General features: G+C 46.8%; 23 protein-coding genes. 6 read left to right on the top strand and 17 right to left on the bottom strand.

Annotated features, from left to right (window positions below):
• Positions 1 to 4 precede the first annotated feature (4 nt).
• The 9 genes from ACTHS4_RS05720 to ACTHS4_RS05680 form a co-directional block, all read right to left on the bottom strand.
• Entirely contained in the window at positions 5 to 499 is a 495-nt protein-coding gene (locus tag ACTHS4_RS05720; RefSeq protein WP_004519674.1) for a nitrous oxide reductase accessory protein NosL, read from the bottom strand.
• The gene (locus ACTHS4_RS05715) at positions 496 to 1,326 is read right to left on the bottom strand and encodes an ABC transporter permease (RefSeq protein WP_004519673.1); all 831 of its coding nucleotides are present in this window, start codon (positions 1,324 to 1,326) and stop codon (positions 496 to 498) included. Before ACTHS4_RS05715 ends, ACTHS4_RS05720 begins: the two co-directional genes overlap by 4 nt.
• Positions 1,323 to 2,222 (bottom strand): ABC transporter ATP-binding protein, encoded by a 900-nt coding sequence (locus tag ACTHS4_RS05710; RefSeq protein WP_070826624.1) that lies wholly within the window; start codon positions 2,220 to 2,222, stop codon positions 1,323 to 1,325. Before ACTHS4_RS05710 ends, ACTHS4_RS05715 begins: the two co-directional genes overlap by 4 nt.
• A 56-nt stretch (positions 2,223 to 2,278) precedes the next feature.
• A complete protein-coding gene (locus tag ACTHS4_RS05705) occupies positions 2,279 to 3,658 on the bottom strand; it encodes a nitrous oxide reductase family maturation protein NosD (RefSeq protein WP_371460289.1) in 1,380 nt (459 codons plus the stop codon).
• 198 nt (positions 3,659 to 3,856) lie between these two features.
• Positions 3,857 to 5,824 (bottom strand): TAT-dependent nitrous-oxide reductase, encoded by a 1,968-nt coding sequence (gene nosZ, locus ACTHS4_RS05700; protein WP_070826625.1) that lies wholly within the window; start codon positions 5,822 to 5,824, stop codon positions 3,857 to 3,859.
• A 109-nt stretch (positions 5,825 to 5,933) separates the two neighbouring features.
• Positions 5,934 to 8,210 carry a NosR/NirI family protein gene (locus tag ACTHS4_RS05695; RefSeq protein WP_283122308.1) on the bottom strand — a complete coding sequence of 759 codons (2,277 nt, stop codon included), beginning with the start codon at positions 8,208 to 8,210 and terminating at the stop codon, positions 5,934 to 5,936.
• Between the two features lie 490 nt (positions 8,211 to 8,700).
• A complete protein-coding gene (gene porB, locus ACTHS4_RS05690; protein ID WP_070826626.1) occupies positions 8,701 to 9,762 on the bottom strand; it encodes a trimeric porin PorB in 1,062 nt (353 codons plus the stop codon).
• Positions 9,763 to 10,075: 313 nt separating this feature from the next.
• A complete protein-coding gene (gene truA, locus ACTHS4_RS05685) occupies positions 10,076 to 10,921 on the bottom strand; it encodes a tRNA pseudouridine(38-40) synthase TruA (RefSeq protein ID WP_070826627.1) in 846 nt (281 codons plus the stop codon).
• A 226-nt stretch (positions 10,922 to 11,147) separates the two neighbouring features.
• On the bottom strand, positions 11,148 to 13,133 hold the full coding sequence (locus ACTHS4_RS05680) for a FimV/HubP family polar landmark protein (protein WP_084824616.1): 1,986 nt from the start codon (positions 13,131 to 13,133) through the stop codon (positions 11,148 to 11,150).
• A 353-nt stretch (positions 13,134 to 13,486) separates the two neighbouring features.
• Here ACTHS4_RS05680 and ACTHS4_RS05675 point away from each other — a divergent pair, with 353 nt between their 5' ends.
• From ACTHS4_RS05675 to dtd, 6 genes are all read left to right on the top strand, one after another.
• On the top strand, positions 13,487 to 14,020 hold the full coding sequence (locus ACTHS4_RS05675) for a septation protein A (RefSeq protein WP_063069207.1): 534 nt from the start codon (positions 13,487 to 13,489) through the stop codon (positions 14,018 to 14,020).
• Positions 14,020 to 14,310: a YciI family protein gene (locus ACTHS4_RS05670; protein ID WP_070826629.1), complete on the top strand. Its 291-nt coding sequence runs from the start codon at positions 14,020 to 14,022 to the stop codon at positions 14,308 to 14,310. Before ACTHS4_RS05675 ends, ACTHS4_RS05670 begins: the two co-directional genes overlap by 1 nt.
• Entirely contained in the window at positions 14,307 to 14,579 is a 273-nt protein-coding gene (locus tag ACTHS4_RS05665) for a BolA family protein (RefSeq protein WP_070826630.1), read from the top strand. Before ACTHS4_RS05670 ends, ACTHS4_RS05665 begins: the two co-directional genes overlap by 4 nt.
• A 51-nt stretch (positions 14,580 to 14,630) precedes the next feature.
• Complete coding sequence (locus ACTHS4_RS05660) at positions 14,631 to 15,503, top strand: peptidyl-prolyl cis-trans isomerase (protein WP_070826631.1); 873 nt, start codon at positions 14,631 to 14,633, stop codon at positions 15,501 to 15,503.
• Positions 15,504 to 15,547: 44 nt separating this feature from the next.
• On the top strand, positions 15,548 to 16,312 hold the full coding sequence (locus ACTHS4_RS05655; protein WP_070826632.1) for a peptidyl-prolyl cis-trans isomerase: 765 nt from the start codon (positions 15,548 to 15,550) through the stop codon (positions 16,310 to 16,312).
• 98 nt (positions 16,313 to 16,410) lie between these two features.
• A complete protein-coding gene (gene dtd / locus ACTHS4_RS05650) occupies positions 16,411 to 16,872 on the top strand; it encodes a D-aminoacyl-tRNA deacylase (protein WP_003748635.1) in 462 nt (153 codons plus the stop codon).
• A gap of 59 nt (positions 16,873 to 16,931) precedes the next feature.
• Here dtd and ACTHS4_RS05645 read toward each other — a convergent pair whose 3' ends face one another.
• The 8 genes from ACTHS4_RS05645 to hisI all read right to left on the bottom strand — a co-directional run bounded on the left by ACTHS4_RS05645 (position 16,932) and on the right by hisI (position 22,402).
• Positions 16,932 to 17,450 carry a gluconokinase, GntK/IdnK-type gene (locus tag ACTHS4_RS05645; protein WP_070826633.1) on the bottom strand — a complete coding sequence of 173 codons (519 nt, stop codon included), beginning with the start codon at positions 17,448 to 17,450 and terminating at the stop codon, positions 16,932 to 16,934.
• 91 nt (positions 17,451 to 17,541) lie between these two features.
• On the bottom strand, positions 17,542 to 18,927 hold the full coding sequence (locus ACTHS4_RS05640; RefSeq protein ID WP_070826634.1) for a GntP family permease: 1,386 nt from the start codon (positions 18,925 to 18,927) through the stop codon (positions 17,542 to 17,544).
• 573 nt (positions 18,928 to 19,500) lie between these two features.
• Entirely contained in the window at positions 19,501 to 20,277 is a 777-nt protein-coding gene (tatC, locus tag ACTHS4_RS05635) for a twin-arginine translocase subunit TatC (protein ID WP_039862097.1), read from the bottom strand.
• A gap of 15 nt (positions 20,278 to 20,292) precedes the next feature.
• Entirely contained in the window at positions 20,293 to 20,955 is a 663-nt protein-coding gene (tatB, locus tag ACTHS4_RS05630; protein ID WP_440365587.1) for a Sec-independent protein translocase protein TatB, read from the bottom strand.
• A gap of 3 nt (positions 20,956 to 20,958) precedes the next feature.
• Positions 20,959 to 21,162, bottom strand: a complete 204-nt coding sequence (gene tatA / locus ACTHS4_RS05625; protein WP_003679438.1) for a Sec-independent protein translocase subunit TatA — start codon at positions 21,160 to 21,162, stop codon at positions 20,959 to 20,961.
• 35 nt (positions 21,163 to 21,197) lie between these two features.
• Complete coding sequence (locus tag ACTHS4_RS05620; RefSeq protein WP_004519654.1) at positions 21,198 to 21,521, bottom strand: histidine triad nucleotide-binding protein; 324 nt, start codon at positions 21,519 to 21,521, stop codon at positions 21,198 to 21,200.
• A 117-nt stretch (positions 21,522 to 21,638) separates the two neighbouring features.
• A complete protein-coding gene (locus ACTHS4_RS05615; RefSeq protein ID WP_003679440.1) occupies positions 21,639 to 21,962 on the bottom strand; it encodes a phosphoribosyl-ATP diphosphatase in 324 nt (107 codons plus the stop codon).
• A gap of 32 nt (positions 21,963 to 21,994) precedes the next feature.
• Positions 21,995 to 22,402, bottom strand: coding sequence for a phosphoribosyl-AMP cyclohydrolase (gene hisI, locus ACTHS4_RS05610; protein WP_003748650.1), 408 nt, complete (start codon positions 22,400 to 22,402; stop codon positions 21,995 to 21,997).
• Positions 22,403 to 22,407: the final 5 nt, after the last annotated feature.

Below are 22,407 nucleotides of genomic sequence, written 5' to 3'. Positions count from 1 at the left end.
TGTTTTATTTGAAAATGTATTCGTCGGGCATCTCTGCAAAACCGACTACTCTGCCGCCTTTTTCTTTGGCGAATTTTTCAGCCTGAGCCTTGTCGGCAAACGGAAGCGCATCTTCCGCACCCATGCCGCCGATAAAGCTGCTTTCAATAACGTAATAGGCCTTTTTCGCATCTATCCATTCAGTGTCGGCATTGGGTTTTTCCCAATCTTTGACTTTACCCATATCGGTAACATAGATGGCATGAATGCCTTTAGGCTCTTCGGGCAGTTTGGTGTAGCCAAACATCTGCTTTATGGTGGAAAACCAAACCGGTTTGTCAGGTTTGCCGTTCAAGAAGATTTGCGCTTTAGGGCCGTTGTGTTCGGTCAAATTCATGCTGCAGTAATGACCGACTGCGCTGTCGCTGATTTGTTGGGGCGCAGGCGGAGGGCTGTTGTCCTGCTTGCTGCAGGCTGCCAATGCGATGAGTGTGAAGGTTGTCAATAATATTTTTCTCATATTTGTCGCTTTCCGAAAATCCAGGCGGCTAAAATCAAAGGAATGATAACCCATAATACCTGAGCCGTCAGCAAAATAGGCATACTCAGGCTGATTTGTTCGCTCAAACCCGCCATGCCGGCATACATGGCTGTATTTTCGTAACCCGTCAGGTTCAGCAGGCGATAAATGTCTGCGGGGTTGAACAAAAGAACGGTTTCCACTACAGGCGCGGTAATGACTTGTTCGGTATCGGCAACCAAAACACCCAAAAGCGCCATATCGAAAATCACCACAAAAAACAACCATACGCCGATGGCGATACCGGCGGCGGTACCGCGTTCTTTAACTTTTGCGCTGATCAAATAGCCCATGGACAAAAAGGCTGCGCCAAGAATCACGCTGGCAGCAATCAAGAGGGCGAAAGGCTGCCATGCGGCAATATCAAAACCGCCGTTGGCAAGCTGAAGGGTAATACCTGCCAATCCGTAGCCTGCCGTGGTAGCAAGGGCAAGAATGATGAGGTGGCCGATAAATTTACCGGCAAGGATTTGGTTGCGCGAGATGGGGTAACTTAGCAGCAACGCCATTGTACCGCGCTCGATTTCGCCAATCAGTGCATCATAAGAGAGCAACATCGCAATCAGCGGAATCAAGAAGATAGACAGGCTGGACAGGCTGACTACAGTTACCGTCAAGGGATCAACCTTGACCGAACCGGTAGGCGAGCTGCCGAGAAAGCCTAATGACAGTGCCAATGCGGCAAGCAAAAGTGCGGCGGCAAGAACCCAACGGTTGCGCAGGCTGTCGCGGACTTCTTTGCCGGTAATAATCCAAACGGGGTTCATACGTCTTCCCTCTTCAAGAATTGCGCGTACATATCGTCAAGTGTAGGCGTGTGGATATCGATATAGGCAAGACTGCCCAAATCACCCAATTCGCTCAAAAGAGCCATGCGCTCTTCGGCTTTACATTGCGCTTTATACGACAGGCCGTCTGAAAGCGGCTGCCAACGCTCGCTCAACGGACGCGCTTCTTTCAAACGGACATTGACGGTCAGCGGCAGGCCGCTTTGAACATGCAACTCATCCATGCTGCCGTCGGCAACTTTCACGCCGTTTTTCATGACGATGATGCGGTCGGCGTGGCCGTCAAGCTCGGCCAGTGCGTGGGTGCTGAGCAATACGGTCGCACCGCGTCCATTCAGTTCGCGCACGACTTCGTAAAACATTTGGCGTGAAGCCGGGTCAAGGCCTGTGGTCGGTTCGTCAAACAATAAGACTTTAGGCTCACCCAACAAGGCCTGTGCCAAAGCGAGACGCTGGCGCATACCTTTGGAGTAAGTGCCGACACGGCGGCGTGCCGCTTGAGAAATGCCGACACGCTCGAGCAATTCACGGTTTTTACTCAGGGGCTGTTTTTTAAGTTTGGCATAGAAATCCATGGTTTCGATACCGGTCAATGAAGGGTGCAATGCAACCGTTTCAGGCAGGTAACCGATTTGGCTGCGACGCTGCGCGCCTGCTTTACTGCCGGTCGGCTCTCCCAAAAGCATCACTTCGCCCTTGGTCGGCGTAATCAGGCCGAGTATCAGCTTCATAATGGTAGATTTGCCTGCACCGTTGTGTCCTGCCATGCCGACGCTCTCGCCTGCCTTGAGAACCAGATCGACTTGGTTGACGGCCTTTTGGCTGCCAAACTGCTTGGTCACGTTTCTTAATTCAACGTGGTTGGTACTGCTCATGGATATTCCTCTAGTGAATGTTTCAGACGGCCTTTGATATTAGGCCGTCTGAAAGGTTACATATTGGCATTTCCGCCTGTCAGCGCACCGTTTTCGGCATTACCCCATTCGGATTGGTGCGTTTTTGCTTCATGCAGCAATTCGTCCTTCATGGCTTCGTATTTGGTTGTCGTTTTATTACGGACAGGGTTCATCAAAGGCTTGCTATCAATTACGCCACCAGGCAGGATGGCGGGAAATTGCGATTGCGCCCATTTGACAATGCTGATGGCAGGGCTGTTCATCAATAACCGGGCGACGGGTGCGCGCCAGATGATTTGGTCGATAATCCCGTTGGGACGGTAGGCACTGTCGCCGAAGCCGTCGCCGTCAAGGTCAAAGGCACTGTTATCGCTCCAATAGTTGCCGCGACCACCCTCGCCCCAATCGAGGAAGCGGGTGCTGACATATTTAACCTGGCTTTCGTTGTTAATAAATGAATTTTCGTACAGGGTTGTGCCTTCGATGGCTGCGGTGAAGTGGATACCGATTTGGCAGTTCTCGAAATGATTGGCAAAGATTTTATCGTAGTTGGCATTGTAGGCAAACACGCATTTGCCTGCCTTATTGATCACATTATCGTGAATTTCAGAATAATTGACGTAGTTGAGCATAATGCCTTGGTCGCGACTGCCAACGGCAATGTTGCCATACACTTTCAGGCGTTCGGAAAACATCAGCACATAACCCATATTGTTGCCGACGGAGATATTGTTGCTGACTTCGCTGTCATTGGTGTACATATAATGGACGGCAAAGCGCAAGTCGCTAAAACGGTTGCCTTTGTAGGTATTATGAGTACTGGTATTTGAAAAAATACCGTCACGGCCTTTGGAAATATCGTTATCGACCACTTGCGCACCGGGCGCATTCCAGACGGTTACGCCGTTGCCGCGTTCGTTGACGCGCAGGGTTGCATCGCCGATGATTTTATTTTCCCGCACCATGGATTCTGCCGCACCGTGAATATACACGCCGACGGAATTGTCGATGATGTTGTTATGCTCCACCAGCGCGCGCGTTGCCGTCTCTTCTAAATAGATACCGGCATCCATTGCCGGCAAACTCATGCCGGAATGGGAAACGGTCAGATTGCGCAAAGTTACATCAGGCGCATGAACGGCAACCGTCCTCCCGCTCCGGTCGCCGACAATCTTGGCGGAACGATCGGCAGGGCCTTCGATGGTAATGGGTTTGTCGATATAGAGTTTGGTTTTGTATGTACCGGAGGCAAGCTTGAGCGTATCGCCGGCTTGGGCGCGCGCCAAAGCATCATTGAGATTGTCTTGTGCGGATACGTTGATGACTGCGGCAAAGGCCGTCTGAACCATGCTGCCAAGCAGCAATACGAGTGCGGCACGTTGCCATTTGGAACGATGGATTTGTGTGTGCGTCATAATCATATCTCTGTTTCAGACGGCCTGCTTGCCGCATGATAAACCGATGCGGAAACAGGTATTTTGGTGTTATAGCAAAGCTGCCTGATGATGGCTTTCATTTTGTGGCCATATCGGCCGACAAACAACTTTGCTATAAAGGCCGTCTGAAAGAATGTTTTTTCAGACGGCCTGAAGAATTAAATCATCAAACCGAAATTATTTTGGTTTAACAATCATTTGGCCAGACATTTCCATGTGCAATGCGTGGCAGAACCATTGGCAGTAGTACCAGTGTACGCCTGGACGGACAGCTTTGAAGGTTACAGAAGATGTAGCTTGCGGGCCAATCTCCATAGCAATGCCATAACCTTCCAAAGTAAAGCCGTGAGTCAAGTCTTCAATGGTCTCAACGTTGGTTACATATACGGTAACTTCGTCGCCTTGGTTCACTTCAAATTGAGGAACGCTGTAAGCAGGCGCAACGGCAGTCATGTACACGCGTACTTTGTTGCCTTCACGTACGACTTTGGCAGCTTTTTCCAGCTCAACACCGTCTTTTTGAGCTTGTTCCAAAGCTTCTTGCCAGAACCATGGGTCTTTGCGGTCCCAAGTTTTGCTTGGGTTCACTTTAGACGCAGCAACCAAGCACAAGTCGTGTGGTTCGGCAAAAGTCGGATTGTCATGCACCAGACGCATTTCGTCGCCGGAGATGTCGATCAATTGGTCACACTCAGGTTTCAAAGGACCGGCATTCAAGAAGCGGTCTTTAGAGAACTTGTTCAAAGATACCAACCATTTACCGTCGGCTTCTTTGGTTTCGCCCATGGTAGTGTGGTTGTGGCCCGGTTGATAGTGAACGTCGAGTTTTTGTTTGATCGGATCGATTTTCTCGCCTTTATAGGCTTTAATCGCATCGTCGATGTTCCATTTCACCATTTGGCTGTCGATAAACAATGTAGTATAGGCATTGCCGCGACCGTCAAATGCAGTGTGTAATGGGCCAAGACCCAGTTGAGGCTCGGCTACGACAACATCGCGCTCTTTGATTTTACCTGCAAACAAGTCATCCAGTTTGCTGACATCCAATACGGTAACGGTTGGAGACAGTTTACCGTTGAGCATGATGTATTTGCCGTCAGGGCTTGCATTACAGCCGTGAGGAGAGTTAGGAACCGGGATGTAACGAGTGTATGGAGAGTTGGCTTCCGCACGACCGTCCAACATTTTCACGCCGTTAACTTCTTTGAAGTCGCCTTTTTTGATGCCTTCTTCGATGGCGGCCAGGTTAAATACCACACACCAGTCTTGTTCGTTAGAAGATGCACCTTGTACAGTCAGAGCGCGCTCAGAGTTATAGCAGGTAGAGAAAGAGTATTTACCTTGGTAGTCGGCATCGCCATTATCCAAGTTACCGTCTACCAATACTTGCCATGCGATGTCCATGGTTTCGCCGTTAACTGCAGTATAAACGGCATTCCAAGTTTTAGGATCATCCCATTTGCCTACGCCATCAACAGGAACGATATGCTCACCGTTGGCAAATACGTAGCCAGTTTTCGGATAGCGTTGAGGACGCAGACCGTGAACACCTGAAACGTTTGGAATTTCAACGATTTTATCGGTTTTCATCACATCCAAGCGGATACGGCAAACGCGGTTGTTTGCTTTATCGTTGGCATATGCATAGCGGCCGTCGTAAGTTTGATCGGTAAAAGACAAGTGCGGGTGGTGCAAGTCACCGTTAGGGTAGCAGCGCAGACCGCTGTCTTGCAGGAATTTACGGGTTTCCGGTGTAATTTTTTCATTCAAAATACGCAGGCTCTCGTTGGTACGACCCCAACCGGTAGCGCTGTCCATATTGAATACAGGGATACGCATCAACTCACGCATAGAAGGTACGCCGATCAAGCGCATTTCGCCTGATTGACCGCCTGACAAGAAACCGTAGTATTGGTCAAGCTCGCCTGGACCGACTTCGGAAGTTTGTTTGCCCGGTTCGGCAGAATGAGCAGCGGCTTTTTCGGCAGGTGCAGCACCGGAAGCAGCGGCTTTATCACCCTCGCCGTTAGAGCAACCGGCCAAGCCCAACAAACCGGCACCGGCAATACCTGCACCGGAAGCAGCGGCAGTACCTAAGAATGAACGACGGCTTAAGCCGTTTTGTTCTAATTTTTCGTCTGACATACGACACTCCTTGGATAAAATCCGGCGGCCGATTTTTCAGACGGCCTGCCGATGAAAAATTTTCTAAGTCGGGCTGCCGATACAGCCCTCTTTTTTTATTGATAAATTACTACTTGTCGACACTGATTGCCGATTCTTTTTTAACAAACTGGACAACTTGTTCTTGGGCATTTTGCGTCGCTGCCGCATCATGCTGTTCAGCTTTTGCCGCCGCTTGTTTTTGTTTTTTCTTATTCGTTGCCACTACTTGAGGACAACGCGTATCGTGATGATACATTACCTGACAATGCAGACATTGGATACATTCGTTCGGATGAATGTCGCCTTCAGGTGCGATTGCCTGTACTGGGCATTCGTGTGTACAAATCTGGCATGGGTTACCGCACATTTTATAACGGCGCAGCCAATCAAACACACGGAAGCGGCCCGGCAATGCAATACCTGCACCCAAAGGACACAGATAACGGCAGAAGAAACGTTCGATGAACAAGCCTGCAATCAGCAAAGCGGCGGCGAACAGAACAAACCACCATTCACGCATGAATTTCAAAATAATTGCAGTTTTGAAAGGCTCAATTTCAGCAAATTTTTCAGCCGTACCCAAATCGTACAGGGAAATTGCCAGCAAAGCGAAGAAAATTACATATTTAATCGCACTCAGACGGGTATGCAACAAGTGTGGCACTGTAATTTGTTTCATACCCAATTTTTTAGCGATACGGTTGGTTAACTCTTGCAATGCACCGAAAGGACACAGCCATCCACAGAATGTACCGCGGTTCCACAACAGCATGGTCGCCGCTGTAAAGAGCCACAGAATGAATACCAGCGGATCCATCAGGAAGAATTCCCAGTGGAACTCAGTCAAAACAGCTGAGAACAACGTCAAAGTATTCACTACCGATAATTGTGCCTGAGCATACCAGCCGATATAAAACAGCGTAAAGGTCAGGAAACAGAGACGGAATCGGTCATACCATTTTTCGTAACGGACAATCCAATCTTGGAACAGGAATACCAACAGAAGAATTGTCAAAGCAATACCGACAACCACGATTTGACCTTGTTTGGCTTTCCAAACCTGTTTCCAAAGTTGGTTGGATACGCCTTCCTCAGCCGTTGCATCTTCTGCAATACCTGTACTTTCTTCTGGAACAGAGGCTGCCGCAGCCACCGGCTCAACCGGTGCACTAATTTCAACCGGCGGTGCTTTAGGATCGTCAACGTAGTAGCCTTTTGGCAATTCATAATCCAAATCGGCAGTTACAAATGCCTTATCATTTACGCTCAATACGCGTTGAATCATCAATTGCAAACGCCATGGTTCAGCACCATCAAATTCCACACCTTCGGGAATAGTGAACCAAGAAACTTCTTTAAATGCAGGCGCACCTTCTGCGGATAAAGCAACTACACGTTCATGTTGCGCATCGGTAAAGCGGAAGCTGGTATCGCCTTGAATCATTTCAATACGGTCAAAGATACCACCGCGGACATAACCCGAACCTTTCCAAGAATAGCGACCCTCGCCGGCCACCATCACGGCTTCTTGGCCAGGTTTCAAACGTTTTTGCAGGTTGTTCCAACCGGCTTCACCTAAAAGGCTTTTACCGATGGAAGGTTGGCTAACCAAGGCAACATACAGATCAATAAATGTATCATTACTATCGCCCTGCTCCGCATGATCTGCCACACCTGCTTTACCGCTTTTCTCAAACAGTTTATTGATTTCGTCGATAGAAATATGCAGATGGCCGACGGCTTTTTGTTCCAAAAGCGCATTCCAAGACTGAATGTCTTGTTTATCAGGATTCACAGCACGACGGGGACGGGTTTGAACCGCAGGCTCATTTGCAGCTTGTTCACCAGAAGCGGCAACAGCACCGGCTTGAGTCGCTTTATCAGTACCCAAATGATATTGATGAATAACCGATTTGACAGAACGCTGAATACTGTCGTTAATCACCATTAACGTTACAGTCGCACCACTGATGATATCACCAGGAGCCACACCAGGTTGAGGCGGATTTTTAATAAAATTTAAGCCGATATATTTGTCGATGAATTTATCGACACGGGATTGCGGGATACCGATCAGCATAATCGGCTCATGGTGTTCAACCAATTTTGCGCCGGCAATAGTGCCATCATTGGCCAAAGCAACCATCGTATCGATCGGTTTGCTCGAATAACCGCGCGTATTGACCACGTCAGTTGTGATATAAACCAAGCCAAGCTGCTCTTCGCCCTTGTACACGCGAGCAACCAAGGGCTTACCTTCAGGCTTACCGTAGCGATCAGCACCGGGGAAAATTTCAGACGGCTGAACTTTTGCCAAGAAATCAGGCAAGCGCTCCGCGTAAGCAGGCAGGCTTACTATCATCATAGAAAATACAGCAAACAGCACAAGGATTCGTTTCCAAATGCCACTTAAGCACTTCATTTCAAGACAGGACATGGCTATTCCCGATATATCGATACTCTAAACACTGATATTATATGAATCATCCATCAGCAATAATTTGATTAAAATCAAGTTTACAAATCTTAAAACCAAATTCTACATGCTAATAATACTTTAGAACTATATTAAACAATCCCATCTTTAGCAGACATGAAACACAGTGAAATCAACCCGATTCAACAAATCTTATTATATTATTAATTTATTTATAATAATACTCAAAACAATTCCCAAAATTCTATTTAGCATATATTAAAGCAGAATACAAAGATTCGATTTTAATTTCAATAGGCCGTCTGAAAATAATCTAAAAACTTTAACCTTCCATTCTTTCAAAACAAAATATATTTTCCACACAAACAAAAAGAGCCTGTATAAAACAGGCTCTTTTTCAGACTAATCTTAAGTCAGATTAGAATTTGTGACGCAGGCCAACAGTACCAGCAGTTTTCTCGTATTTGTTGTCGCCTTTGCCTTCTTTCAACCAGCCGGCAGACAACAGGGCAGAAGTACGTTTAGAGAAGTCGTAGTCAGCACCAACGATAACTTGGTTGTAAGCGCTGTTCTCTTGTTTCACGCCGTTTTCTTTAGCTTTGAAGCCGTGAGCGTAAGAAACACGAGGAGTTACGTTACCGAAGCGGTAAGCAGCAGTTGCACCAACTTCAGTACGTTCATTTTTCTTAGCACCAACTACGTCAGCTTTGAAGCCTTCGTATTGACCTACAACAGCAACCATCAGGTTGTTAGCATCGTAACCAGCAGTCAGACGGTGAGCTTGGTGATCTTTGTAAGTACCAGCAGCCAAAGTTTTATTGTGGTTGAATACTTCCAAGTAATCATCAGTCAAGTCAGCACGTTTAGCATAAGAACCAGCATAGCGACCGAAGAAGCCAGAGTTTTCGTAGTTCAGACCCAAGTCGTAAGATTCACGACTTTTTACGGCATGTACACCTTTGTCGGCAGGGTTAGCATTGTCGCGAGGTTGGTATTGTACGCTTGCGCTGAAACCACCAAATACAGGGGTATCGTAACGTACAGATACTTTACGAGAATCTACACGTTTGATTTTACCCAATTGCAGAGCGTCTTCGTTAGCCACACTAGATTCCCAAGGGTCAAAGCTGTCACTGCTGTCGTTCAGAGCAGTATTCAAGTTACCGGCACGAACTTTACCGAAACCGCCTTCCAAACCCAAGAAAGATTCACGGTTAGCGAAACCAGAGTCACCACCGGCGATAGAAGTTCTTTGTTCAACTTGCCAGATAGCATTCAGGTTGCTACCCAAGTGTTCGTGGCCTTTGAAACCGATGCGAGAGCCGTAGTCAGCAATCTCAGTAGCAGTTTTAGAAGTAGTCTTACCTTCTTTTACTTTAGAAATTTCAACGCCGGCTTTGATTTGACCGTACAGAGTCACATCAGCCATAGCTGCAACAGGCAGAGCTGCCAAAGTCAGAGCAATCAGAGATTTTTTCATTGCTGTATTCCTTTTCTATTGTGAAGAAATAACTTAAGCAGACCAGACAATCCGCTTAGGCTTACATTATCGCTGGAATCAGCGATTCCATGACTGTTACTATAATTGCTCCTCTCTAAAAAAACAAACTTTATTCAATCCATCCCCACTACCCCTGAAACCCAGCAAAGGGAAACACAGCCCCAAAAAGGAAATTTATTATTTAAAATCAATGATAAATTTCTTTTAAAACCAACTGTGCATTTTTACAACACTTTATTAATTTACACATCAATCACGCTATTTTGTTGCTTTTATACCAACAATCCGTCAATTAGGCCGTCTGAAAAACATTACCCGAAACATCCATCCACTCAGGCAGAGGCAGTTTTACCACCCCAAACTCATCGGGATAATCAACGCCTGTTAAATACAGGCCGTCAGACATAAAAGTCGGAGGTGTTTTCAATCTGCTTCTTGCATGAAAGATTAACTGAAATTCATCCACACTGATCCTGCCACTTCCTACATATACCAATGCGCCCATGATATTGCGTACCATATGATGCAAGAATGCATTTCCATGCAAATCAAGGCACAGATAACGAGAAGTTCCACTAATCTTTGTACTATATAGTGTCTTTATAGGGGACTTCGCCTGACATTCAGCTGCTCGAAAGCTGGAAAAGTCATGTTCACCCTCCAACAAGGCAGCAGCCTGCCTCATCAGATTTAAATCTAATTTCAAATGCGTCCACCCTACTCTGCCAACCAATAATGGAGAACGAACCGGTGAGGATTCCAATAAATAACGATAATGGCGGCCATAAGCATCAAATCGGGCATGAAAATGAGATGCAACTTTTTGCGCAACCAACACAGCAACACCATCAGGCAAATGTGCATTGACACCTCGAACCCATGCTTGCTCCGGACGACTTACTGATGTATCAAAATGCACTACCTGAGCAGTTGCATGCACACCCGTATCCGTCCTTCCCGCAACGACGGTATTAATTTGTTCCCCTGCTATTGAAGACAACGCCTGCTCCAAGGCCGTCTGAACAGTCGGCAAATCCCCAGCCTGTTTTTGCCAACCATAAAAACGGCTACCGTCATAAGAGAGGGTCAAAGCCCAGCGCTGCACCAGATGCCCTGTTATATTTCCTTGCTCAGTCATTTCTTATACTTCTTGTAGATTGATATTGTTGCCTACGCTCAAGCAACAAATATTAAAAAGGCGTGATTAACACACGCCTTTCATGTATTTCAGACGGCCTTTATCTGCGAACATCATAATAAAGCTGAAATCTTACCCAACTGACAATAGACTCAGCCAAAATCTTGCTTTTTAATTTACCATAAAAAAGATGCCGTCTGAAACGGCATCTTCATTTGACTGGTACTTATGCGCCAAGTTCTTTCATCAGTTTTTGGGCTTTATGCAGAATATCGCCTTCAGCCTCTTCAATCAGCGCTTGCAATGTTTCTCGAGCCGCTTCAGGATCACCGATTTCGATATACATCTTAGCCAAATCATATTTAGCTTCAAGCGGTGCAGTCATGCCAACTGATTCTGAAACAAAGCCTCTTTCACTATTGCTTTTATCGGCGGCTACTGAAACATCTTCAGCTCCCCATTCCAATGCACCTTCTTCAATCACAAACTCAGAAGCAGCTTCTTCTTTCTCTACTTCTTCTTTGGTTTCTTGAATTTGCAAGTCTTGATCTTGCTTGACCTCGAATGGCAACGCATGACCGTCTGAAGCTTCAGGGGTTTCTACCGTAAACTCGAGTGGCTCTTCATTTCTTGACTCAGAGACTTTTTTCTCTGCCGCCAAATCAAACTCAGCAAATGCATTTGCCTGCTCTTCTTTACGTTCAGGCATAACAACAGATACTGGCTGATACGGATTTTCTGGTTCAGGCTCGTACACGCTTTCCGTTGATTCGATATTATCCCAATCAGCATGGCGACGTTGCTCTGTCTCAACATCATGCGTTACTGCACCTGAAAGAATACCTGCCTGACTATTGTCAATCTTACCCAAATCAAGTTTGACATCATTAATATTGGAAGATTCTTCTACTTCATTGATAACCACATCATCTTCAAAATCGTCTTCAATCAGCAGGCCGTCTTGAGTTTTTTCAGACGGCGTTACTTTAGTTGCAGCAACCGCAGCAGCTGAAGCAGCAACATTTTTCTGTACAGCCTCCTCTTTATCCTTACGGCTTACAGGTGCCGCTTCTGGCTCGTCTTTACGTTTACCGGCAGCTTTCAACAACAACCAAACAGCAATAAGGGCTGCACCGCCTGCCAACAACCATTTCCATAAATTGCCGTCTGATTCGCTTTCTGTTTGCTCCGCAACAGAATCAGTGGTTGCAACAGGCTCAGAAGCCACTACGTTCTCTTGAGCATCAGAAGCCATAGCTTCTTGAATATCGGACGTAGGAACAGTCGATGCGGCATTTTCATTAACTGCCGCAGATGCTGCTTGTTCTGTTTGTTCAGCTGAAGCTTGTTTTACTTCTTCCTGTTGTTGTGTATTTACGCCAGCATCTTTGACCTGAGCTTCAGTTTGAGCCTCAGGCTGAACAACAGGTTTTTCTGTTTTAGCCTCTGTTGTATTAGCGGTTTCATTGGCTTTTTCTGTTGCCGTATTAGTTTTAGCAGGAGCAGAAGCAGCCAAACGTTGCAATTCGCTACGGTTTGGAATATTCAGCACCTTACCTGCCAACATACGGTTGGCATTATTATCGATAAACACATCCGGGTTGGCATTTACCAAAGCCTGGATGGTTTGATCCAAGGTCATACCTTGCGGACGGATGCTGGACGCAATGGCAATCAGGGTTTCACCCGTACGCACCAAATGCTGTCTACCTGAACGTGCAGCCATGTCGTTTTTAGCAGGGGCCGTCTGAACTTGTTTTTTCTCAGCCTTACGCTGCACATCCTTACGCGCTTGAATTGCCTGATTACCTGCTGCTTTATTATTTTTCGTTGCAGGCTGTTGGGCATTGCGCATCGGCTCGGAGGATTGAGATTCAGCAGCCGGACGAGTACGAACAGATGCAGCATCTTTAGAATCATATCCGGCCGGATCGATAATAGCGGTGTATTCACGCGATTGCGCGCCAACACCTACTTGGAAAACCAAAACAGGATCTTTGATGGCTTTAGAGGAACGAATGGTAACGACTGCCTTATCGCCTGATTTGCGTACCGCCGCGCGCAAATTACCATTTGAAATAGTGGCCTTACCGCCATTAAGCAGAGCCTGAGCTTCCTCGCCAGTCACAGTGATACTGCCTGTAAAAGGCTCACCCAAATGAGATTGAACGTTTAAGCCACCCAAACCTGCAGAGGCACTGAGCGATGTCATTAAAGCGATAGAAGCTGTAATTAATTTAATATTGTGATGTTTTTTCAAAACTGATCCCCTGTTCGGAAATTATGGTACTGACCAATGTGCGCGCATTTAACCATATATTTACTAGATATTACGTCATGATATATTTTTAACCCATTCCTGCCAAGCAATAGAGGCTATTCAGCCTAAAATTCCTTAGCAAATCTATTACTTTTGCATGCTTGTGTTTCTTTTTTACAAATTTCGCCAACCCAAAACAAATATTTCATATGGATATATGTGGTATTAAAGTCATAAGGAAAGGTGCAAAAAAACACATCTGCCTGTATGATTAGCATTTACTCAATTAGTTTCATCATTAACATATGAAAGTTTTGAGCGACTTATTCGCCGTATTCTTATTTTTCATCACATACATCATCACCAAAGACATGATTGCCGCAACGACTGTTGCGGTTATAGTCGGTATTGCCCAAGCTGCGCTGACCTTTTGGAAACACCGCAAGCTGGACACCATGCAATGGATCAGCCTGATTTTGATCGTCTTTTTTGGCGGTGCAACGATTTTACTGAAAGACAACCGCTTCATCATGTGGAAACCGACCGTTCTGTTTTGGATTGGCGCAATCGTCATGCTGTTTAGTCATCTTGCCGGTAAAAACGGGCTAAAAGCCGTGATGGGTAAAGAAATGCAGCTTCCTGATTTTGTATGGACGCGCCTGACTTATGCATGGATTGGCTTCCTGATTTTTATGGGGGCTGCCAATCTCTTTGTCTTTACGTATTTTCCAGACCAATGGGTCAATTACAAATTGTTCGGCACATTGGGTTTCACAATCATTTTTTCTATCGCACAGGGCATGTATCTGATGCGTTTCCAGCCTAAGGAGGATCAATAATGGAATATTTCATGCTTTTGGCCACTGATGCCGAAGATGTCCACGAAGCACGCATGGCAGCCCGCCCTGCTCATTTGGCACGCTTGGAAGAATTGAAAGCGCAAGGCCGTCTGCTGACTGCCGGCCCCAATCCTCTACCAGACAATCCGGAACGCGTTTCCGGCAGCCTGATTGTGGCTCAATTTGAATCTTTGGACGCAGCACAAGAATGGGCTGAACAAGACCCTTACGTCGATGCTGGCGTATACGCAGAAGTATTGGTTAAACCCTTTAAAGCCGTGTTCAAATGAGCAATATGCGTCAAATTATCGAGGAACGCCTGCAGGCGCTTGAGCCTGAATTCTTTGATTTTGAAGATGAAAGCCATCTGCATGCCGGCCATGCCGGCAATAAAGGCGGCGGGCATTACGCCATAGTGGTGGTCAGCAACGCATTCGAAAACATTGGCCGCCTCCAGCGGCAACGTATGATTAAGCAGCTTTTGCAGGACTTGTTTTCAGACGGCCTGATTCATGCACTCAGTATCAAAGCAACCACGCCGGACGAATACTTCCATTAAGATTACTGCCCAAACTTTGATTTCCAATCATTAATTTAAAAGAGAAATACGATGAAAAAAACCTACTTTGCTTCAACCTTGATGCTTGCCCTGGCTTCCGGCACCCTGTTTGCCCAAACTTTGGTCACCGTAAACGGCCAAGCCATCGACAGCAGTGTTATCGATGACCAAGTTGCTTCCGTGCGCGCCAGCAACCCGAACGTTCAAGACACGCCTGAATTGCGTCAAATGCTGACTGAACGCCAAGTTATCAGCACTGTTGTGACCCAAGAAGCCAAAAAATTAAAACTGGATCAAAGCGCTGAATTCAAAGCTGCATTGGAGCAAGCGCGTGCCGATGCCGCCAAGCAAGGTGCAGATAAAAAAGCCACATTCAAAACCGAATGGGCAGTTTTCGAAAATGATTTGTTAGGCCAAGCTTTCGCGGCGCATATCGTCCGTCAATATCCTGTTCAAGAAAAAGATGTCAAAGCCGCTTACAACGACTTCAGCAACTTCTATAAAGGTACTCAGGAAGTCCAATTGGGCGAAATCGTAACCGACAGCAGCAGCAATGCCCAAAAAGCCATTGCCGATTTGGACGCGAAAAAGAACTTTGTTTCGGTATTGAACCAATACTCAATTGACGAAGCGGCCAAAAAAGCTGGCGGCATCCCTAAAGCTTATGTTCCGCTTAAAGATTTACAAGAATCAGCGCCTCCGCTTTACGCAGCTATCAAAGACCTGAAAAAAGGTGCGCACACTAAAACGCCGCTGCAAAACGATAATCTGTACGCCGTTTTCTACGTCAATGACCGCCGTAATGTTACCGTGCCTTCTTACGAAGCCGCTAAAAACGAGATTGGCAGCGACTTACAGGCAGCCCGTGTTGATGCGGCCATTCAATCATTGCTGAAAAAAGCCAGCATCAAAGTCAACAAATAATATAACGTGCCCGCCGTGATGGCGGCGGGCAATAAGGAACTCACATGAACATCAAGCCCAAAACTGCCGTTTTGGCTATCCTCGCCCTATCAACCGTCGGCTTGGCAACCGCCAAAGCACCTGAAATCGATCCCGCGCGTATCGACAGCATGGTCGCCGAAGTGTTGAGACAGGCCGATCAACGTCCCAACCAGACTGCCAAACCTGATGGTCAGGCAATCCGCAAAGATGTGATTACACGTTTGCAGACTTTGGAAATTTTGAAAAATGAAGCCATCAAAGCCGGTTTGGACAAAGATGCAGAAGTGCAGAATCAGTTTAAAAACGTTGAAGCTGAGTTTTATGCCAACCAATACGCTGCTTATCTAGAACGTCAAACTGTGGTTGACGATGCCGAGTTGCGCCGTTTCTACGACCAGCAAACACGCATTATCAAGCTGCAACAAGTCAGCTTTGCTTCAGCCGACGAAGTACGCGCAGCGCAAGAACTGCTGCTCAAAGGCTTATCATTTGAAGAACTGATGAAACGCTATCCCAACCCCGAACAAGAGTTCGATGGCTTCATCTCTCCACAGCAGCTTCCTCCTCAACTGGCTACCGCTTTTGCCAACATGAACCGAGGCGATGTAACACATGAGCCGATTCAAATGGAAAACCGTTTTTATCTGTTTAAACTCAGTGCAGTAGAGCATGATCCGAATGCCGAACCTTTCGAGCTGGTACGCAACCAAATTGCCCAAGCAGTTAAACGGCAAAAAGTTAATAATCAGATCGAACGTATCTTGAAAGAAAACGGCATTAATCCGTAAATTGATTCAATGGTTTCAGGCCGTCTGAAACCATACTCCAACCCAAAGGGCGTGTCTTTTACGCCCTTTTTTACAAACTTTTTTTATTCAAAAACATCATGCGCGCCGTTATTCAAAAAGTTACCCAAGCCAAAGTTGACGTTTTGTCCGAAAACTCCCGCGAAACCTGCGGCAAAATCGACAACGGATTTATGATATTGCTCGGTGTTACCCACGCCGATACGGAAGCAGACGCCAAATACATTGCGGATAAAACCGCCAACCTGCGCATCTTTGAAGACGAAAACGGCAAATTAAATTTATCGCTCAAAGATGTCGGCGGCTCGATATTACTGGTTTCCCAGTTTACCCTTTACGCTGATGCGCGCAGCGGCCGCCGCCCTTCTTTCTCCAATGCCGCGCCTGCAGAGCAAGCGGACAAGCTTTATCAATACACCGCGCAACTTTTGCGCGAACATGGTTTGACAGTCGAAACCGGAAGATTCCAAACCCATATGCAGGTTTCCCTTTGTAATGACGGGCCGGTTACCTTATTGCTTGATTCGCAAAAAACATTCTAAATCTCATCAAAAAAGGCCGTCTGAAAGATTTCAGACGGCCTTTTCATTTCTAATCATCATTAAATTAAGCCTTGCGCTTTCACCCAGTTCACAATATCTGCCTCAACGGCTTCAGGCGTACCCGGGTTGTCGATTTTAACGCCGTACTCATCCGCACCCAGCTCTTCCAAAATCTCCAGCTGTGAATCCAGCATTCCGGCTTTCATATAATGCCCCTGACGCGACAGCATACGTTCAAGATTGATTGCTTGAGGCGGAGTCAGATGGATAAAAGCCACCTTTCCTTCCGCACCACGCAGAATATCGCGATAGTGATGCTTGAGTGCGGAACAAGTAACGATGGAATATTTTTCCCCGTTTTTTGCCTGCTCCGTCATCCAGTCACGCAAATTGCCCAGCCAAGGATAGCGGTCTTCGTCCGTCAACGGAATACCGGCACCCATTTTGTCGCGGTTGGCTTGAGTATGGAAATCATCGCCTTCGGCATACGGGCATTGGTTGAGATGTTTTTGCAAAGACAATGCGGCAGTGGTTTTACCGCAACCGCACACGCCCATCATGACAAAATGTGTCGTCATTTTTCTACTCCTTGTTTATCTGGATTTTAACGGTATTTGAAAACAGGCGGATTGTGTTATCTCAAAAACACTATCCGCCGGCCATTTTCGATTAAACCAAGATAAACAACACTGACGATAAAGCAAAACCGATGAGTGCGATAAGTGTTTGGTTGACCGTCCATGTCTTCAAGGTCGTCGGCACATCCATATCCAACAGACGGCCGACAAGCCAGAAGCCTGAGTCGTTAAAGTGGCTGCAACCAACGGAACCTGCCGCCGTCGCCAATACCACGCAAGTAATCTGCCAATCGCTGAAACCTGCCGCCGCAACGGCCGGTGCCATCAACGCGGCAGCGGTAGTCAGGGCAACAGTCGCAGAACCTTGCGCAATACGCAAAGCCAAAGCCACCAAGAAACAGCCTAGTAAAACAGGAATACCCAAGTCAGCCATGCTGTCAGCCAAAGCCTTACCGATACCGGAAGCACGCAATACGCCGCCGAACATACCGCCTGCACCGGTAATCAAAATAACCGAGCAAACCGGACCCAATGCGCCATCAATGGTTTTCTCCAAAGCGCTGGCTTTTTCGCCACGTTTACTACCCAATACATACAGGGCTACCAAAACAGAAATCAGCAAAGCAATCGGTGTCGAACCGAGCATTCGTGCAAACTGCACCCAGCCTTCATCCGCACTGACCATTTTCTCGCTGATTAGAGTAGACAAACCAGTATTCAAGAAAATCAACAGCATAGGAATCAGCATAATACCGACGATGGTAGATGCTTTTGCAGGCGCTTTCGGTTGGTCGTTATCTTGCGTACCGCCACTGATCAGATCAGGAACGGGTACATGAATGCTGTGACCCAAAACTTTACCCAATAAATAGCCGCTGAAATACCAAGTAATCAAGGTAACAGGCAAACCCAAAATCAGCAGTTGACCAATATTTGCGCCATAAAATTCAGAAGCTGCAATCGGGCCGGGATGTGGCGGCAGGAAGACGTGCATGACGGAAAATGCGCCAATAGATGCCAACGCATAGGGCAAAACAGTTTGCTTCATGCGGCGTGCCGTTGCAAACACAATCGGCAACATCACCACCAAACCGGCATCAAAGAAAATCGGAAAACCGAAAATCAAAGAAGCCACGCCTAAGGCAAACGGCGCACGATTCTCACCAAAAATCCGAATCAGCGCATCTGCCAAAGACTGAGCACCGCCGGAAGTTTCCACCAAACGGCCAAGCATTGCACCCAAACCGACCAACAACGCCACGCTGCCGAGCGTGCCGCCAAAGTTTTTGACCAACACATCATTGACGATACTGCCCATAGGCAGGCCTGTTACGATAGCAGTCAGTAGGCTGACCAATACCAACGTCAGTAAAGCATGAACGCGCAGTTTCACAATTAAAACCAAAATCAGCAAAATTGCCGCCGCCGCAATACCGAGCAAAGTACCGACACTCAGCGTTTGAGTCCAACCATCTATTTTGAAGCCTTTCTCTGTAAGAAAAATACAAATTTATTAATGTTTTTTAACATATATGAATACGATAACACATTTATCCATGAAATCGTACGGCTAAATCCGGCCAAAATATAAGCACCTATTTTTCCAAACCCTTTTTGTAAGATGCTTGAAAAATAAGGAGGACAAAGAAAAACAAGAACAATAAAAAGGCCGTCTGAAAAGTAGTTAATTTTCAGACGGCCTGACATCATACTTTTTAATAAAATAGAAACGAATATTTTTTCAATTACCTAAAATCAAATATTTTTGGCTTATGCCTTGGTACAAATTACCCCATTTTCCAAACGTAATTCCGGCAGTTTGGTATTGAAATCATCTTCAGAGTACCAGCCCATTGAGGCATGAGGGACTGTTACGCATTACTGCTTCGATTTCGGCAAAATCCTCGGTCGAAATTTTTAGTCACATTAAAAGATTTAGCGCTGTAACGTTTTTGCACGATTTACTGAACATCCATCATGCTTTTTCTTAAAAACTGAAAGTGCCATGATACAAAGGCCGTCTGAAAAATTCTTCAGACGGCCTTAATTCTTAAACTTCTGCCGGTGGTTGCGGTGTATCCTCATCTTCCTGCTGCGTTTTGGCCTTGGCAAAACGGCTGAACCAAATGCCTGCTTCGTAGAGCAGAATCAGCGGAACAGCAAGCAGGGTTTGAGAAATTACGTCAGGCGGCGTGATGATTGCGGCCACGATAAACGCACCCACGATAACATACGGACGGGCGTTCTTAAGCTGAGCGGTCGAAACAATGCCCATTTTTGCAAGCAACACCACAACAACAGGAACTTCAAACGTCGTACCGAATGCGACAAACATGCCCAAAATAAAGGACAGGTATTTGTCGATATCGGTCGCCATATTGACGCCGACAGGGGTTACACCGGCCAAGAATTTGAAAATAACGGGAAACACCAAAAAATAGGCAAAGGCCATACCAACGAAGAAAAGTGTCACGCTGGACAACACCAGCGGCGTAATCAAACGCTTTTCGTTTTGGTATAAGGCCGGGGCGACAAACGCCCAGACTTGATATAGCGTGTGCGGCAAGGACAGCAGAAACGCCGCCATCAAAGTAACCTTGACCGGCACAAAAAACGGCGCGATCACATCGGTCGCAATCATACTGGTATCTTTAGGCAGATTGGCCATTAATGGTTCGGCAACAAAGGTATAGAGCTGCTGGGCAAACGGCATCATGCCCAAGAAGCAGACGACGATACCGATGACGATCCACATCATGCGGCGGCGCAGCTCGAGAAGATGCTCGATAAGCGGTTGGACGGGTTGTTCGTGTTGAGGTTCGGACACCGGTTGACTCACTTTTTACTTACGGACGCGCAGTTTGGGCTTGGCGTGGAATTTCGGGCGCATATCGCGTTTGCGGCTCATCGCCTGCTTACACAAAGAAGTCGTATGCAGCGGAGGAACATCGGCAGCAGGAGATTCGACATAGCTGACTTCAACCGCAGGAGCTGGGGAAACCGAAGCCGTCAAATACTCACGCCAAGCGCGGTCTTGCTCGGACTCGGCATTTTCAGCCTCGACAAGCTCTTGGGTTTGCACTGCCCCACCCTGCTCAGAAGCCTCGATTGCATTTTCATGCTCAGTGCTGTTTGAAGCCAGATCAGGTAAAGGATTGCCAAACTCATCCACACCAAAATCGGCAGGCGTTTTCTGTTCGGGCAGGCGTTCCCACGGCTTAAGACCGTCTGAAATATCGCTCAGATTTTTTTGTGCATCGTTGCCCAAGTCTTTGATACCGTCGCGAAACTCGGATGCGGCGGTTTCAAATTCCTGCTTCACCTTGCGCAATTCGTCCAACTCAGCCTGAGTATTGAGCTCCTGCTTGACGTTGTTGACGAAGCCTTGCAATTTACCGACCAAACGCCCGGCCGTGCGCGCGGCTTGCGGCAGACGTTCGGGACCAAGCACTATTAGGGCGACAACGCCGACCAGCAGCAATTCGCCCAAACCGAAATCAAACATGGATTATGCTTTGTCTTCGTCTTTTTTGTGTTCGATGACTTCGTCTTTTTTGGCATCTTTGCCGTCTGTACCTTCATTCAGGCCTTGTTTGAAGTCATGTACCGCACCGCCGAGGTCTTTGCCGACGTTACGTAATTTTTTGGTACCGAATACCAAAACGACAATAATCAGTACGATAATCCAGTGCCAAAGAGAGAAGCTACCCATGATAAATCCTTGAATTTGTTAAAAATAAATAATAGTTATGCAGGCGTACCCATGATATGGATATGCAGGTGGAAGACTTCTTGTCCGCCGCCTTTGCCTGTATTGATCAGGGTTTTGAAACCATCGGTCAAACCTGCCTCTTGGGCGATTTGAGGGACTTTCAACATCATTTTGCCCAATAGGGTTTGATGTTCGGCAGTGGCGTGTGCCAGTGAATCGAAGTGTACTTTCGGAATCAGCAGCAGATGCACCGGCGCGGCAGGACGGATGTCTTTGAAACAAAGCATCTCGTCGTCTTCGTAAACGGTTTGTGCCGGAATATCTTTGGTTGCGATTTTGCAGAAAATACAATTATCCATAATGGCTCCAATGGCCGTCTGAAAACGGGCGTAACGGGTTTCAACCCAAAAAGTGAAATCGTTTTGCCCCAAGAGACGGATTCTGAAACAGGTCAAATACGAGATTGTAATATAAATTCAAGATTCTTTGCGAGAAGCTTTTTCCACCAACCCCGACAAACCTTGACGGCGCGCAAGCTCATTTACCACATCTTCAGCGCGCAATCCGTGATGCGCCAATAAAACCATGGTATGAAACCACAAATCCGCCACTTCGTAAACCAAATGTTCGCCACCGCCATCTTTAGAAGCCATCAAGGTTTCACCCGCTTCCTCGATGACTTTTTTCAAAATCTTGTCTTCGCCTTTGTGCAGCAGTTGGGCGACATAAGAAGCATCAGGATCGCCGCCTTTGCGCGAATCGATGACGTTTTGAATTTGGGTAAGGATAGTATCGGTCATGGTCGGTTTCTCTTATTTTCTTTCAGACGGCCTTAAGGATGTTTATGTCCGTAAATCGCTTCTTCGTCTTTCAACACGGCATCCACTGTCTGCCATGCGCCCTCTTGCCAAACTTTGTAAAAACAGCTTTCGCGCCCAGTATGACAGGCAATGCCACCGTTTTGTTCAATCAGCATAACCACCGCGTCGCCATCGCAATCCAGACGCAATTCATGTACTTTTTGTGTATGCCCTGACTCTTCGCCTTTCATCCATTGTTTTTGGCGGGAACGGCTGTAATAGTGGGCAAACCCGGTTTCTACGGTTTTTTGCAGGGCTTCGGCGTTCATCCAGGCAACCATCAGCACACGGTGTGTCTGCCAATCTTGGGCAATCGCGCAAACCAAACCTTTTTCATCAAATTTTACGGCATTCAGCAGCGTTTCGTTTATGTTCGACATTCGCG

The sequence above is a fragment of the Neisseria sp. P0014.S009 genome, assembly GCF_051958155.1.
In the GTDB taxonomy this organism is placed as follows: Bacteria; Pseudomonadota; Gammaproteobacteria; order Burkholderiales; family Neisseriaceae; genus Neisseria; species Neisseria flavescens_C.
The sequence above is the reverse complement of the archived record's forward strand: the minus strand, read 5'-3'. Positions and strand labels throughout refer to the sequence as shown.